The 17,778-nt window shown below is 37.1% G+C and carries 4 protein-coding genes and 1 riboswitch; of the genes, 1 reads left to right on the top strand and 3 read right to left on the bottom strand.

The window, feature by feature from the left end:
* Positions 1–121: 121 nt before the first annotated feature.
* On the top strand, positions 122–15,148 hold the full coding sequence (locus tag ACQKNI_RS06650; protein ID WP_427282277.1) for a DUF7507 domain-containing protein: 15,027 nt from the start codon (positions 122–124) through the stop codon (positions 15,146–15,148).
* A 74-nt stretch (positions 15,149–15,222) separates the two neighbouring features.
* Here ACQKNI_RS06650 and ACQKNI_RS06645 read toward each other — a convergent pair whose 3' ends face one another.
* From ACQKNI_RS06645 to ACQKNI_RS06635, 3 genes are all read right to left on the bottom strand, one after another.
* A complete protein-coding gene (locus ACQKNI_RS06645; RefSeq protein ID WP_427282276.1) occupies positions 15,223–15,363 on the bottom strand; it encodes an FbpB family small basic protein in 141 nt (46 codons plus the stop codon).
* 182 nt (positions 15,364–15,545) lie between these two features.
* Positions 15,546–16,412: a 5'-3' exonuclease gene (locus ACQKNI_RS06640; RefSeq protein WP_098252643.1), complete on the bottom strand. Its 867-nt coding sequence runs from the start codon at positions 16,410–16,412 to the stop codon at positions 15,546–15,548.
* 121 nt (positions 16,413–16,533) lie between these two features.
* Entirely contained in the window at positions 16,534–17,256 is a 723-nt protein-coding gene (locus tag ACQKNI_RS06635) for a cation-transporting P-type ATPase (RefSeq protein WP_088231532.1), read from the bottom strand.
* Between the two features lie 344 nt (positions 17,257–17,600).
* Positions 17,601–17,766, bottom strand: a riboswitch (M-box (ykoK) riboswitch).
* Between the last annotated feature and the right edge of the window lie 12 nt (positions 17,767–17,778).

Raw genomic sequence — 17,778 nt, 5'->3', positions numbered from 1 at the left:
CTCCATCTCCTTATTTAGACGTTTGAATCATTCTTTCCGAATCAACTTGTACATGTTTCCCTTTACTAATCACACACATATCCTATTTTGACCAAGACTATATTGTAAATGAGGTGACAACATGCCCATTACGAATCGATTTTCTACCACCACTAACGGCGCACTCGCTATTACAGGAAACACACTCGGTTTAAGTAAGATTAGCAATCTAAATCGTGCTGGTACAATCGGGGCAATTGGTGCATTCGTAACTACGAATACTGCTTTACAAGTACCGAGTTTTCCTGCTGGTACAACATTAAACTATACACAAAATAGTTCTACCGCTATTTTAACTATTCCTGCTGGTAGTACTATTCTTTACGCAGAACTTGTTTGGGGCGGAAACTACTTATCTCGTGATCAAAACATTACAAGCATATTGGGGAATCCTGTTTCTTTTACAACACCTGTGTCAACATACTCAATTACTCCTTCAGCTGTTACAGCTTCTAATCAAACATTCGTTTCTGGATCTGTCACATTTGGATTCTATACAAGATCCGCAGATGTAACATCCCTCATTCAAGCCGCTGGATCTGGCTCTTATACAACTGGATCTGTCCCTGGACTGGTTGATCCTTTAGACGCTTCTAATGGGGCTATCAATTCTTCTGGATGGACGCTCATTGTCGCTTATCAAAATGGTTCCTTACCCGCAAGAAATTTAACAATTTACGTAGCTGGTAACCGGGTTTCTGTAGAAACTGGTAGTGCAGATGTATCTGTATCAGGGTTTTTAACACCTGCGGGAGGACCAGTAAGCGGACGATTATTTTTAAGTTCTACTGAAGGAGATGCTGATTTAACTGGGGATCAAGCTTTATTTGGACCAAATTTCAGTTCATTAAACGCTTTATCTGGGCCAAATAATGCTATAAGTAATTTCTTTGGTTCTCAAGTGAATAACGCTGCTGGAAATTTAGATACAACTGGGACATTTGGAACGCGAAACCAAAGCGCTTCTACAAGTACAAATATCTCTGCCGGTAGGCAAGGTTGGGACATTACTTCTATTGATATTTCTCCTTATTTAACAAATTCTCAAGTTTCCGCCGCAATCCGTTTAACAACTAACGGAGATGCGTACATGTTAAATACAGTCGGTTTACAAATTAATATCAATTCACCTAACATACAAGCAACGAAAAGTGTGAATAAAAGTGTTGCTGCAATTGGAGATGTTCTCACTTATACCGTTACTATCCCTAATACCGGTCTTCTTCCCGCCAATAACGTTATTTTTATAGATAATCTTCCTACCGGTACTTCCTTTATACCTGGCACTGTAACGGTAGATAACGTACCACAAACAAATGCAAATCCTGCCGCTGGTATATCTCTTGGAACAATTAATAATAGCGCTTCTCGTACAGTAACTTTTCAAGCGACTGTCGTTTCTCTTCCAACTCAAAACCCTATCGCTAACACTGCTAATATTACATTTCAATATACACCAATTGCCGGAGGAACCACTTTTAACGGCCTTGCAACAAGCAACTCTGCAGGAACACAAATTAACCTCGCAGATATTAATGGCACAAAATCAGTTAACAAACTATTTACCGATATTGGTGAAACGTTAACTTACAGTATTGCCTTAGCTAATATAGGTAATATCCCAGCAACTAACGTTATATATACAGATCCGATTCCTAGCGGGACTACTTTTATTCCTAATAGTGTAACTGTTAACGGAGTTACCCAAGCTGGCGCAAATCCCGCTACTGGTATATCAATTGGATCTATTGCCGCAAATTCTACTACTACTATTTCATTTCAAGTATTCGTTCCTTCTATTCCCCAAACAAATCCAATATTAAATAGTGGTACAACGACATATCAATACGTTCCTGTACCAAATCAACCGGCAGTAAGTGGGACTGATACGACAAATATTGTCTCCACTCAAGTGAATAATGCTACTGTAACAATGACGAAAGCAGTAGATAAAAACTATGCAGATATTGGCGATACACTAACGTACACTGTTGCCTTTACAGGTACAGGTAATATGAATGCGACCAATGTTATTTTTACAGATGTCATTCCTACTGGAACAACTTTTATTCTAAACAGTTTAACAATAGATGGCACAACACAAGTTGGCGCAAATCCGGCTAATGGTGTGAATATAGGATCTATCCCAACTGGCACGACCAAAAATGTTTCATTTCAAGTAGTAGTAAATACAATTCCTCCATCAAACGTCGTATCTAATGGATCAAGCGCTTCTTATCAGTACACCGTCAACCCTAGTCAATTACCCGTTACAAAAAACATTTCTTCTAATCTCGTTTCCACTCAAATTAACAATGCCAATTTAACATTAACAAAGTCTACAAATAAACAATTTGCCAATATAGGAGATACAATAGGCTATACGATTCTTATTACTAATAGCGGAAATACCCCTGCAACAAATGTTCAGATTACAGATCCTCTTCCTACTGGTACAATATTGACTCTAGGGAGTGTATTCCTAAACGGTTCATTACAAAATGTAAATTCACTTGTAGCATTCTCTCTTGGAACAGTACCAGCAGGGGCTACATTTACTCTTTCTTTCCAAGTAACAGTGATTAATATCCCCGTACAAAACCCAATTATCAATAATGCCTTTGCCTCTTATCTTTATACCGTAAATCCAGCATTGCCAGCAACTTCAAAAACAGCAAACTCTAATTCTGTTACAACAGCAATTAGAAATGCAAACCTTTCCGTTATAAAATTTGTGGATAAAACCTTTGCTGAAGTCGGCGATACGTTAACCTATACATTCTCCCTCTCAAATAGCGGAAACGTGGCAGCAAATAACATCATAATAAGCGACACCATCGCAAACGGCACTTCTTTTGTAACGAATAGTATCATCGTGAACGGTGTTCCACAGCCTGGTATAACACCCTCGAACATAACTGTAGGGAGTATAAATGCTGGGAGTACAATTTCAGCCTCATTTCAAGTTACTATAACAAGTATCCCAAATCCAAATCCAATTCAAAACAGCGCTTCTATATCCTATAACTTTATCGTTGATCCAAACTCTTCACCTGTAAGTGCAAGCATAACTTCCACCACTACATTTACTCAAGTAAATGACGCAAATGTGATTTCAGCAAAAACAGTGGATCGAGCTTTCGCTACCGTTGGAGATATATTAACTTATACCGTTACTTTAACGAATGCAGGAAGTGTCTCTGCTGATAATCCTACTTTTATAGACATAAACCCAGATGGTACTACCTTTATTCCAAACACTTTCCGCATTAACGGTACACTACAAAATAACGCAGATCCAAATGTTGGCGTTCCTTTATCTTCCATTCCTGCTAGCGATGCAATTACGGTTTCTTATCAAGTAACCGTCGCTTCTTTACCAGTCCAAAACCCAACCATAAATTCATCTAGTACACAGTATAGCTTCATTCTAAATCCAGGCGGTCCAACAATTACAGAAACATCGATAAGTAATATTGTAAGTACACAAATCAACTTAGCAAATGTAACTATTGTCAAAGAGGTAGATTTAACTATCGCTGATGTCGGGCAACCAATCACATATACAATCTCTTTAGCTAACCTTGGAAATACTCCAGCAAATAATGTTGCTGTTACTGACATACTGCCTCCGGGAACGACTCTCGTACCAAATAGTATTTTTATAGGTGGTACTTTACAGCTAGGTGCAGACCCAAGTACCGGTCTTCAAGTCGGCTCCATTCCTGCCGGTGGTTTTACAACGATTATTTTTCAAATAAGTACAAATGGGCTACCTTCACCAAACCCAATTCAAAACAGCGCTTCACTTCAATATAGCTTTATCACTGATCCAAATTTACCTGCTGTCATTAAAAGCGATACTAGTAATATAGTAACTACACAAATTAATACTGCTACGATTGTTGCTACGAAGCTAACGAGTACAAATTTTGCTGATGTTGGTGATTCCGTAACATATACAACTACTTTAACGAACAACGGAAATATTTCTGCTTCTAATATAATATTTACTGATATCATTCCAGCCGGCACCACCTTCGTTCCTGATAGTGTAACGATTAATAATGTCCCTATAGCCAATGCAAATCCTGCTAACGGCATCTTGATTGGTACGATAGGACCGAATTCATCACGTACTGTTGCATTCCAAGTTTCTGTACCAAATATCCCTGCTATAAATCCGATTACGAATCAATCAGGCACTACATTCCAATACACGTACGATCCATCCAAACCAGCTGTAATGCAGATGGTTGCTTCTAACACTGTACAGACAACTATTAATAACGCCTCTATTACCGCTGTAAAATCTGCAGATAAACAGTTTGCTAATGTAAATGATATTATTACGTATACGGCTACTTTAACAAATACCGGAAACACCCTTGCATCAAATGTGATTTTTACAGATATAATTCCGAACGGGACTTCATTTATTCCTAATAGTGTGACTGTAAACGGCAATACACTTCCAAATGTAAATCCTGCAAACGGCGTCACAATCGATCCAATAAACCCTACTACAAATACAACAATTTCATTTCAGGTAAAAATAAATTCCATACCTAGTCCGAACCCAATCCCGAATCAAAGTAATACAACATACCAATATGTCGTAAATCCTAACTTGCCTCCAACTTCCGCCAATGCGTTAAGCAATCTAATAACGACTCAAATTAATAACGCCACCATTGTCGCTACGAAGTCAGTGAATACGCCGACAGCTGCAATTGGAGATATCGTTACCTATACGATTGCAGTTACGAACACAGGGAATATCCCTGCCAGTGCTACAGTTTTAACAGATGGACTTGGTGCAGGCGCTTCCTTTGTCCAAAACTCCGTAACTATCAATAATGTTCCGCAGCCAGGATTAGATCCATCACTTGGTATTCACTTAGCAGATATTTCACCTAGCGATACTGTATTTATTACTTTTCAAGCAAAAATATTAGCAATACCGCCTAATGGAACATTAACAAATAATGCACTAGTAAATTATGAGTATACGGTGAATCCAAGCCAATCTCCTGCTACCGGTAGCACTGTAACAAACACAACCACTACTCCGATTATTGACGCTACTTTAGTCTTAAATAAAAATGCGAGTACAAATTTCGCCACGCTTGGTGATACGATTACATTCACTTCATCTGTTACAAACACAGGGAATACTACTGCGAACAACATTGTTTTTACAGATACAATGCCAAATGGTACTACCTTTGTCCCAAATAGCTTTAAAATAAATGGTGTAACCGTCCCGAATGCAAATCCACAAACCGGTATCAATGTTGGTAACTTGAATGCAAATGCATCGATTACACTTAGTTTTCAAGTAAACATTACAACGATTCCAAATCCTAATCCAATTCCGAACAAATCATCGCTACAATATAGCTTTATTGTAGATATAAATGAACCACCTGTTTCACGAACAGTTCAATCCAATAAAACTTTTACACAAGTAAATACGGCTTCCGTTATCGCAACAAAAACTGCGAGCAATGCATTTGCTGCTGTTGGAGATACAATTACGTATACAACTACTCTCACTAATGGTGGAAATACTTCTGCAAACACACCTGTTTTTATTGATATATTACCACCTGAACTTTCATTCGTGCCTGATAGCATACAAATTAATACCATCCCACAACTCGGATTTAGACCAGATAGCGGGGTTTCTTTAGACCCGATTCCAGTTGGGGGAACGACAACAATTAGCTTTCAAGCTGTCGTTGGCTCAATACCAGCTACAAATCCAACATTGAACCAATCTAGTACAACATACTCTATCATTGTTGATCCTACCCAGCCACCGGTGACAGAAACAGCTACAAGTAATCCAACTTTAGTTCAAATTAACGAAGCAATCATTCAAGCAACGAAAAGTGTGGACCGTATCTTTTCTGACGTCGCACCTGGAAATTCATTTTTAACGTATACTGCTTTATTAGAAAATATAGGGAACACAACTGCTACTAATATCATTTTTACAGATCCGATTCCAAATAATACAGTATTTATAGAGGATAGCGTTCGAGTAGGTGGGGTTTTATTACCTGGGGTAAATCCAGCGAGCGGGATACAAATTGGGGATATTATTGCAGGGGATTTTATAAACGTTACCTTCCGTGTGCAAGTAGTTAGCATTCCAAATCCGATTTTCACAATTGGACCTGGTGGCCCAAACTCACCGGTTGTAAACGGCGCTTCCATTGATTATCAATTTATGACAGGACCTAATTTACCACTTGTTTCACGAAATACAACATCTAATTCTGTTTCGACACAAATAAATTCCGGGGAAATTGTGGCAATCAAATCTGTAGATAAAACTTTCGCAACGATTGGCGATACAATTTCTTATACAATTACATTAAGTAACCCTGGAAATGTCAATTCACAAAATATAATTTTCACAGATATTTTACCTGAAGGAACAACATTTATTTCCGGAACTTTGACAAATGATTCTGGTACACAGCAAATCGGAAGTCCAGCTAGCGGCATTCAGATTGGAAATATAAATCCAAGTGGAACGGCCGTTATTACTCTCAACGTACTTGTTACAAACATTCCAAGTATAAATCCAATTACTAATTTTAGTTCTGTACAATTTGCACATGTGGTCGATCCTAGCCAACCTGCCGTATTACAAACGAATGTATCTAATGCTGTTTCGACAACAATTAATAGTGCAATATTAAATACAACAAAAAGTGCTGATAAATCTATCATTTCTGTTGGAGATACGATTACGTATACAACTACTATTACAAATACAGGAAATACAACAGCTACAAATATTACATTTACGAGCGCTATTCCAGCTAGCACTACATTCATACCCAATTCAGTCACAATAAATGGATTTCAGCAGCCTGGTGCGCAGCCAGCCCTTGGAGTAAACATACCCAACATCGCTTCTGGTGAAACAGTAACTGTTACTTTCCAAGTAAAAGTTCTGTCTGTTCCTCCTTCCAATTCCATCATGGATAATGATACAATCTTGTATTCTTATACTATCGATCCGAACGGAACACCTATTACAACTTCTATTACAAGTAACATTGTTACAAACCCTGTGCAAGATGCTATGATAACGATGATAAAATCAGTCGATCAAACACTTGTAACACTAAGTGATACCATTACCTATACGACAATTTTGACAAATAACGGGAATACAAATGCAACGAATATTACTTTCACTGATCTTATACCAGATGGTACAACGTTTATTACTAATAGCGTTACAATAAATGGCATCACACAAATCGGACTCACCCCTAATACAGGTATAACGATTGGATCAATTGCTCCTAACAGCTCAATATCTATAGCATTCCAAGTTACAGCTACTTCAACACCAATTCAAAATCCGATTGCCAACTCTGCTACTGCTTCTTACACATTTATCGCTGATCCAACTGCACCGATTGTTACAAGGACTGCTACTTCAAACACAGTGTTTACTACAATTAATACAGCTACAATTCTTTCATCAAAGCAAGTAGACAAAGCCTATAGCTACATCGGGGATACACTCACCTATACTGTCACTTTAACAAACAACGGAAATTCATCCGCACAAACTGTTATATTCTCAGATACCATGCCGAGCGGAACTACATTTATTGCAAACTCATTTTCTATTAATGGAATTCCTCAAAGTGGCGCGAATCCAGTGAATGGTGTAAATATTGGGCCTATAACAGCTGGGAATACAGTAAAAGTTTCCTTTCAAGTAAACGTAATCTCCTTACCAACTGAAAATCCAATTGTAAATTTCTCATCGACATCGTATCAATTAGTCTCACCGCCTGAGGCAGAAACTTCAATTAGTAATCCTGTTTCAACGCAAATTAAAGAAGCAATATTATCCATGACGAAAAATGAAAATATATCCTTTGCAAATATCGGGCAAACTGTTTTTTACACTACTTCTATTTCGAATATAGGAAATACGGATGCAACTAATATAGTATTCACAGATGTATTACCAAGCGGACTCACATTTGTTCCTAACACATTAACGGTCGATAGCGTTTTACAACCGAATGCGAATCCAAATACAGGTGTATTACTGGCAACACTTCCACCAAATGAAATATATAGTATCGTATTTCAAGTTACGGTGAACAGCATTCCACCTAGTAATCCTGCACAAAATACAGCATCCACGACGTATGAATTTACTGTTGATCCAGGAAATCCGCCAGTATCGAATACAACTAGCTCTAACACTACACTTCTTCAAATAAACAACGCAAATATTATTAGCACAAAAACAGCAGATCTTACTTTTGCGGATGTTGGTAATATAATAACATTTACGCTTACCCTTTCTAATACCGGGAATGTGGCTGCAACTGATGTAACTATTATCGATATTCTTGATAACAATTTAAGTTTCGTTCCAAACAGTTTCATAGTTAATGGGCAAACCATTCCTAACGCTGATTTATCTACTGGTGTAAATATCGGTTCAATTAATGGTGGAAACACAACAATTGTCACATTCCAAGCCACCGTTTCAACCCTCCCAATCAACAATCCCATTTCTAATTCGGCTCTTACCACTTACCGTTATATTGTTGACCCAGATCAGCCGTTCATTTCAACTTCTAATCAATCTAATACAACGACGACACAAATTAATAGCGCTATCCTTACTGCACAAAAAAATTCAAATATGGCAACGGTAGACATTGGGCAAGATATTATCTACACCGTTACAATTACAAATAGCGGAAATGTTAGTGCAACGAATGTTATTTTTACCGATATTATCCCAGACGGAACTTCCTTTGAACCGAATAGTTTTACACTTAACGGAACTATCATCCAAAATGCAAATATAATTACAGGTGTTCCAATTGGTGATATCGCGCCAAATCAATCTGTCATCGTAGCATTTCATATTACTGCAAATGAAATTCCGCCTATAAATCCAATTACCAATCAAGCTAACGTTAGTTTTCAACATATCGTTAATCCAGATAATCCACCTATTTCAAAAAATATTGCTTCTAATAGCATTGCAACAACGATTGAAAGTGCTATTTTAAATACGAAGAAAATAGGAGATAAAACATTTGCAACAATTGGTGATACGATTACGTATACAACTACTATTACGAATACAGGAAATATCCCAGCTAACAATGTTGTTTTCTCAGACCCTATACCGATGTGGACACAATTTGTCGCAGGATCAGTTGTTGTTGATGGCACTTCATTGCCATCTGCTTCTATCATTGACGGTGTTGTCATAAATACAATTAATCCAAATCAACTCGTCACAATTATGTTCCAAGTTCAAATTGTAAGCAATCCAACAACGTTCACACCCGAACTCCAAAACTTAGGATTTGTTAACTTCCAATATAACGTAGGAAATGCATTACAGGCTCAACCTGGCAATGTAGAAACGAACGTCTTCGTTACTTCTATTAATTCAGCAATACTTTCCGCTTTAAAAACGGCTAATACAGCCTTCGCAAATATCGGAGACATAATCACTTATACAGTTTCCATTCAAAATAGCGGTAATACAACCGCTACAAATCTAAATTTCTCAGACATTATTCCAGCTGGAACAGCCTTTGTTGAAAATAGTTTTTCTGTAAATGGAAGTACTGTTCCAGGGGCAAATCCGAATAACGGAGTGAATATCGGAACCGTTAGTGCAGACAGTCCAGTAACCGTTACTTTCCAAGTTATTGTAACAACGACCCCACCTTCAAACCCAATTACAAACGTTGCATCTATTCAATACGTATTCCTTGTTGATCCGACTGCTCCTCCTGTTACAGGCACAATAAATTCTAATAGTGCTTCAACACAAATTAATAACGCTACTGTTACAACTGTTTTAGAAGCAAATCGAACAATCGTATCTATCGGCGATGTAATTACGTATACAGCAACATTAACGAACACTGGAAACTTCCCAGCAAACTCTGTATTACTCATTAACAGCGTTCCTGAAGGGGCATTATTTGTTCCAAATAGTGTTACGCTCAACGGGATTTCACTTCCAGATGCAAGTCCAACTCTCGGTATTCCAGTTGGTATTATCGCACCAGGTGATTTTGCTACTATTACGTTCCAATTTCTTGCTAATTCTATTCCAACGCAAGGAGCAATTATAAATCAAGCCATTACAAGTTACACGTATATTGTCGACCCAAGTCAACCTCCAGTTACAGCAACATCCTCATCTAATACGGTTAGTACAACTGTCGTTGATGCATCGTTATCCGTAATTAAAAGTACAGATTCTCTCGTACAATCTACTAACGGTACAATCACTTACACAGTAGTCGTTCAAAATAACGGAAATACAACTGCAAATACAGTAACTTTAACAGATTTAGTCCCAGAAGGAACTGCATTTATTCCTAATAGCATTACTATTAATAGCGTTTCAGTTCCAGGTGCCGATCCAAACGTAGGGATACCATTAAACGCCATCGCGCCTTCAGAACTTGTCACCGTCATATTCCAAGTTCTCGTTCTGTCCCTTCCAAGCGTGAATCCAATTTCTAATACAGCCGATATTGACTATACTTTTACCGCTGATCCGAACGCTCCTATCGTCTCTCGAACAATTACGTCTAATCCAGCATCTACACAAATTTCGGATGCGACTATTCTTTCTTTAAAAGCAGTCAATGTACAACAAGCAACAACAGGTGATATTTTGATCTACACGATAACATTAGACAATAACGGAAATATCCCAGTAACTAATCTTTCATTTTTAGATTCTACTTCAGATGGAACTACATTCGTAGAAAATAGTTTTACACTTAATGGAACAGCTATACTGGGTGCCAATCCAAATGTAGGTGTCGCTTTGCCTAACTTAGCAGCAAACACTACTCACCTTATTTCGTTCCAAATTCTTATTAACGCCCCATTCTCGCAAGAATCTATTACAAATCAATCGAACACAACCTATACAATTCAACCAGACCCGGGGCAACCGCCTATTACTGAAATATCAACAAGTAATATCGTCATCACAAATTTCGTGCAAGCACAATTGACAATTACAAAAACATCCAATCCAATAACTGTAGATATTGGTGGAACTATACTTTATATTTCTGAAGTAAAAAATATCGGCAATGTTGATGCAATAAATACTATTTTCACAGATTCTATTCCAGCTGGGACTACATTCGTTCCAGACAGCGTCACAATTAACGGTGTCTTGCAGCCAGGTATCAATCCAGAAAACGGCATATCGATTGGAACGATTCCAGCTAGCAGTTCAAAAACGATACTATTTCAAGTGCAAACAAATAATCCAACTACTGAAACCGAAATTATAAATCAATCATCTGCAACTTACCAATATGTAAGTATCCCTTCAGCTCCACCAGTGAATCGCTCTGCAAATTCTAATATTGTTACAACATCACTTCAAAATGCAAATATTATTTCTGTTAAAGGGGCGAATGTAACTTTCGTATCCATCGGACAAAATATCACCTACACAAATACACTGCAAAATATAGGAAACGTTCCAGCTAACAATATTGTATTCATTGATAACATTCCAGAAGGTACTATATTCATTGAAGATAGCTTACTAATAAATAACGTGACTCATCCTGGCGCGAACCCTGAAAATGGAGTAACTCTTGGCACGATACAACCAGAAGAAACAGTCACTATTTCATTCCAAGTACAACTTACAAATATACCTTCTGGCAATACAGTCAGTAACATTTCAGACACCTCGTATGAATACCAAATTGGCCCTAGTTCCCCTATTATTCAGCGTAGATCGTTATCAAATGCAGTAAATACCGAAGTGCGGACGGCAAATGTTAGTACGAGTAAATCTGCTAATAGATCCATTACACGCATCGGGCAAATTACCACATATACAGTCGCAGTTACAAACTCTGGCACAATACCTATTACAAATACGACCCTAATTGACGCAATTGCAGCTGGGACCACATTCATTCCCAATAGCATCCTTGTAGATGGCATACCAAGACCTGATGAAAATCCAATTACCGGTATCAATCTTGGTATTATTCTTCCAAATCATACAATTATCGTTACGTTCCAAGTAAATGTAGTCTCTATACCTTCACAAAATAATATTAATAATACCGCTGTCATTCACTATGAATATCAACCGGACCCAAGCGCGCCACCAATTTCAGAAACGAGCTCTTCCAATACTACAAATATACAATTTATTGATGCTATCCTTATCGCTACAAAATCCGCTAATAAAGTATTAGCTACTATCGATGAAACCATTGTATATACAGTTTTCATTAAAAATAACGGATCCACTACAACTAACTCCATCTTTTTTACAGATACTATAGAAGATGGAACAGTATTTATTCCGGGAAGTGTAATAGTTAACAACACTGTACTCCCTGCAGCAGATCCGAATATCGGCTTTTCCATTCCTAATATCGCGTCAGGTCAATCGACTACAATAACATTCCAAGTTTCCGTTACGAATTTACCAGATGTAAATCCAACACCTAACACTACAAACATCGCCTACGACTTTATTTTCAATCCTGACTTTGCACCCATTCAAAAATCTACTACTTCCAATACTACTTTCGTTCAAATTAACGACGCTGATATCGTTTCACTTAAAACTGTTGATGTGACTTCTGTAATAATTGGTGACATTTTAACTTATACAACAACTTTAACGAATATAGGAAATACAGATGCTACTGCTGTTGTATTTACAGACAATATTCCAGACGGAACAACCTTTATAGACGATAGCGTTTTAGTAAATCATATTCCTCAGCTTAACGCCAATCCAAGTGCCGGTATACTTGTAGGAACAATTGCTCCTAACATTTCTATCTCAGTTACATTTTCTGTTACCGTCGTAGCTCTTCCAGCTAGTGGTCGCATTCAAAACCAATCAACTTCTCGTTATACAATTAATAGTGAAGAACAAATATCGACTAGTAATATTACCTTCACTGAAGTCATTTCTGCCAATGTAATTGCGACAAAAACTACGCCTATCCAATATGCTGACCTACAAACTATCATCCCCTACACCATTTCCATCATAAATAACGGGAATATACAAGTGGAAAACATTCTTGTTACAGATATCATTCCAGCAAATACGAGCTTTATAGAGAATAGTGTTATTGTGAATGGCAACGCTCGTCCAAATGACAATCCACTTAGCGGGATACAACTTGATAACATTCCCCCTAATACAACAGCAACTATTCTATTCCAAGTACGAGTTACTGCCATTCCGCAAACAAATCCAATCTCTAACACAAGTACAATTGAATATGAATACACGGTACCGGACCGGCCACCAATTACCAAGACTATTCTTTCATCAGCTGCTGTAACAGAGATTAATCATGCGAATTTGAGTAGTAATAAAACTGTTAACCTTGCATTCGCAACAGTCGGTGATACGTTAACGTATACGATTACACTACATCAAACTGGTAATGTTTCAGCAAATGATGTAATTATTCAAGATATCATCCCTCAAGGGACTACGTTTATAGAAAATAGCGTCATTGTAAACGAAGAAACGCTTCCGGGAGTTAACCCAGTAAGCGGCATACCAATTGGTACTATACTTGTCGGTGGCAATGCTATCGCTTCATTCCAAGTAACTGTGACTTCTATTCCAACGCCAAATAAACTAAACAACAAAGCAATTACTACTTTTAACTATGTAGTCAACCCAAATAACTTACCTAGTACAAATACAACTACAACAAATACAGTCACAACAACCGTCCAAAATGATAATGTCATTGCTATGAAGTCTGTTGATGTCACGCATGCCTTACCTGGTCAAACTTTAACGTATACAATTACGATTACGAATAGCGGTAATATAACGATTGAAGATCTTCTTGCTACAGACATCGTGCCAGTAGATACAACCTTCGTTACTGGCAGTGTTACGATTAACGGAATCAATCAGCCTAATGCAAATCCCGAAAACGGTATTAAGTTAGACAATCTTGTCCCTAATAAAGCTGTTATTATTACGTTCCAAGTAACAATATCTGCTTCTACTCTTCAATCCGCAATAAATAACGATGCCGATATTTCTTATGCTGTTACTATTGATCCAACCGAACCACCTATTACAGTTACAAAGCAAACAAATATCGTTACAACGACAATCGTTGATCCCATGGTTCGCATTGAAAAAACAGCTGACAAATCTATCGTCGTTATAGGAGATAGTATTACATTCACATTAAAGATAGTTAATCATTCTCCAATTCCTACAATAAATACTTCCGTGTTAGATATCATTCCAGCTGGTACAATATTTATAGAAAACAGTGTAACAATTAACGGTACTCAAATCCCCAATGTTCGTCCAGACACTGGTATGAATATCGGTGCTTTACCTGCAGATTCAGTAGCAACAATAACATTTGAAGTTCTCGTCACTTCTCTCCCTTCGAACAATACAATTATCAATTCCGCAACAGTTACAGCAGCTTTCCAATTGACACCACAGGATCCAATTATTACTTTCATCGTTAATTCAAACATTATACGCATACCAGTTCAATTTATTACCGCAACAGTAATCAAAAATGCTTCCGTCAGCTCGGCTTATTTAAATCAATATTTTGATTACACGGTGCAGATTACGAATATTTCCGATATTTCACTTTTAAACATTTCTTTACAAGACACCATTCCAGCAGATTTACAATTTATGAATGGCACTGTCTTGATTAATGGTGAGCGCTCTCCACTAGCAAATCCGAATGTCGGTTTCCTAATCGCTACTCATTTGGAACCACATGAAACAATTATCGTGTTATTCACAGTACAAGTGATAAACCCGCCTGTTAATAATGAATTTAAAAACAGTGCAAATGTTTCTTTACAACTTCAAACCACTCCGACAGATCCACCAATTACCGTAACCCTTACAAGTAATGAAAACATCGTCACCTTTATTCCAGAAAATCCAGATGAAACACTTCCAAATTTAAATTGCTTCTTTGACGGTGAGCGCTTTATACGAATTACTCCTCGGAATATACGAAATTACTTTTGGATTTGGTGGCGGTAATCAAAAAAAGAAAAAGCTTGTAATTTGGATACTCTCCAAATTACAAGCTTTTTTCACGAACAAAATGATAAGACTCAACTGCTAGTATCGCTATATGCTACATGTCGTTTCTCAATCCGTTCTTCAATTTCTTTCATATTTTCCTTATTCGTTAGTAGAGATTGTTTATTTTCTATTAATAATTGTTTAAAGGATTTTCTCACTTTTTTTCGCATTTTCATTTTCCTCCTTGGGGGATGGTTTATATAAAAGATAAAGAATTATCTGGTTGTTCTTATAATAATGGATTGTTGTGAATTCCATTTGAACTTCATATGAAAATTCCGTTTATTTTCTGACAACTTTGTGAACAAAAAAGAAAGGCCGATTAAAAATATTTAATCGGCCTTTCTACTTTTTATAACATATTTATTAATATTTCAGGTCTTCCCCAATTCATTTCTTCACAAACGAATCTAAGTTTTTCTTCATCCATTGTGTGTAACCCTTCTTCTAGTGAACATGAAATTGGAACTTCACAGTGAATTTGTGCTAATTGTAATGAAATATTTAAGTTCTCTAAATCACTTTCAATTTTTGTACGCTGTGCTTTCGTTAATGCGGCTACGTTTTCTAGTACAGCTGATACTGTTCCATGCTCTTGAATAAGCTTATACGCTGTTTTTTCACCGATACCTTTTACGCCTGGATAGTTATCACTCGTATCCCCCATGAAAGCTTTCGCATGAACGATTTGCCACGGTTCCACCCCTTTCTCTTCCATGATTTTCTCTGGTGTGTAATACTCGTAATTTCCGATTCCTTTACGCAGAAGCATAACTGTAACATTCTTATCAACAAGTTGAAGTAAATCTGTATCACCTGTTAAAATATAAACTTCCGCTTCATTGCAGTATTGTTTTGCAAGCGTACCGATACAATCATCTGCTTCATACCCTTTCATACCGATGACCGGAATAGATAATTTAGCAGTCATTTCTTGTACTAAATCAAATTGCGGAATTAATTCTTCTGGCGGCGCTGCACGATTTGCTTTGTAATTCGAGAACGATTCTGTTCTGAATGTTGTACTTCCCATATCCCAGCACGTTACGATATGCGTCGGTTCGATTGCTTGCGTAGCTGTTAATAAATGCTTCATATAACCATGAATCCCGTTCGTTGGGGTACCATCTTGTCGTTTCATAAATTGTCCGTAGACACTTGTTGCATAAAAAGCACGAAATAATAGTGCCATACCATCAACTAATAATACTTTTTTCATAGTTCCTCTCCTACTAAAAAAATAATAACCCCACGTTATCACGTAAGGTTACATAAATAGATTACCATTCTACGTTTTTCAACTTTGTCTATTATACATTGTTTTTGTATATTTAGCACCATTAAGACGTTCTGCTACAACAAGTATGCAATATTCCTGAATACGTATTTTTCCCAGTCGAAATAACTACAGCCTTTGCATTTCCACTAACAATATACGATCCTTTAAAACACACATTTTCAAGTTCAAGTGGATTATAATCTTTCATCCGTTTTAATGGGATAAATCGTTTACGCTCAAGATGGTAGCAGCTCTCAAATTTCTCTATACTCGCATCATTTCCTGTCAGTATAGACTCATTTACTAATAAATCATTTGCATAAATGATACGTACATCTGCTGGTACTGCATCTCCCGCTGATAAAAAAATCATATCTCCAGGTACAAGCTCTTGTACTGGTATTGCCATCATTTTCAATTCACTGCTTAGTCCCATACTACTAGAACATTCAATTCTAGATACAATAGTCGTTTCACATTGTAATTCATCACGTACATGTCGTTTAAGACCTGGAATCATTCCACTTAGCTTTATCATTACGTCTGTAATACGAGCTCTTTTTGAAATTAATTCATTTCGACCGTATATTTGAATACGTTTTTGTGCTTCTTTCATAGACAAGCCATCTCTTGTTGTTTTAAAATACGCAAATACAGATTTCACATCTCTTGTTGCGATTTCAATTAATAAATCTTTATTTTTTTGAAGCATTGTTTGTTCTTTCATTGATTTTTTACTTAGTTTATATGATGTGTTACCCACAGTTTTGTTTGCATATAACATATTATCGTCTCCTCCTTTACAACATAGGAAGAAACGCTTTGTTTCTCAATTTATCCACTTTACCCTGAAAGTGTTTAGCGCTTAAATATGTAAATAAACGCTACATTATGATAAATATAGAGGGAGGAACAAGTCGTTTCCTGCCTACATCATATATTTTTGATTTGAAGTATATGGGTAACGGAACCGAGTCAGAATTCGACATGCTCCTCACCTCCTCGTTTATTTTTATAGTTTATACTATGAAATTACTCATAGATTGGTAACAAAAAAGACCCCTACTCTTAAGAGAGTAACGGCCATTACATACACAAATAAACGATTTCTAATATCATTAGAAACCTATAGACCTCTCCCTCGTCGAGTTTTAGCACTGTATAGCATAGGTACATTACCAGCTACGTTAAGAAAGACCTTAATTCGATCATTCCTGTTGACCCATTGGCGTCTCTCGACATTTTTGGGCAGTAGCATTTCTCTATACAGGAGCCTCACCTAACAGAGACTTATTTTCATTACATA

The sequence above is a fragment of the Bacillus sp. NPDC094064 genome, assembly GCF_050279585.1.
GTDB lineage: Bacteria > Bacillota > Bacilli > Bacillales > Bacillaceae_G > Bacillus_A.
The sequence above is the reverse complement of the archived record's forward strand: the minus strand, read 5'-3'. Positions and strand labels throughout refer to the sequence as shown.

What these genes read in the sequence shown, in the direction of transcription:
- ACQKNI_RS06640 (WP_098252643.1), bottom strand. Translation starts at nt 16,412, where the DNA reads ATGAAAAAAGTATTATTAGTTGATGGTATGGCACTATTATTTCGTGCT.
- ACQKNI_RS06650 (WP_427282277.1), top strand. Translation starts at nt 122, where the DNA reads ATGCCCATTACGAATCGATTTTCTACCACCACTAACGGCGCACTCGCT.
- ACQKNI_RS06635 (WP_088231532.1), bottom strand. Translation starts at nt 17,256, where the DNA reads ATGTTATATGCAAACAAAACTGTGGGTAACACATCATATAAACTAAGT.
- ACQKNI_RS06645 (WP_427282276.1), bottom strand. Translation starts at nt 15,363, where the DNA reads ATGCGAAAAAAAGTGAGAAAATCCTTTAAACAATTATTAATAGAAAAT.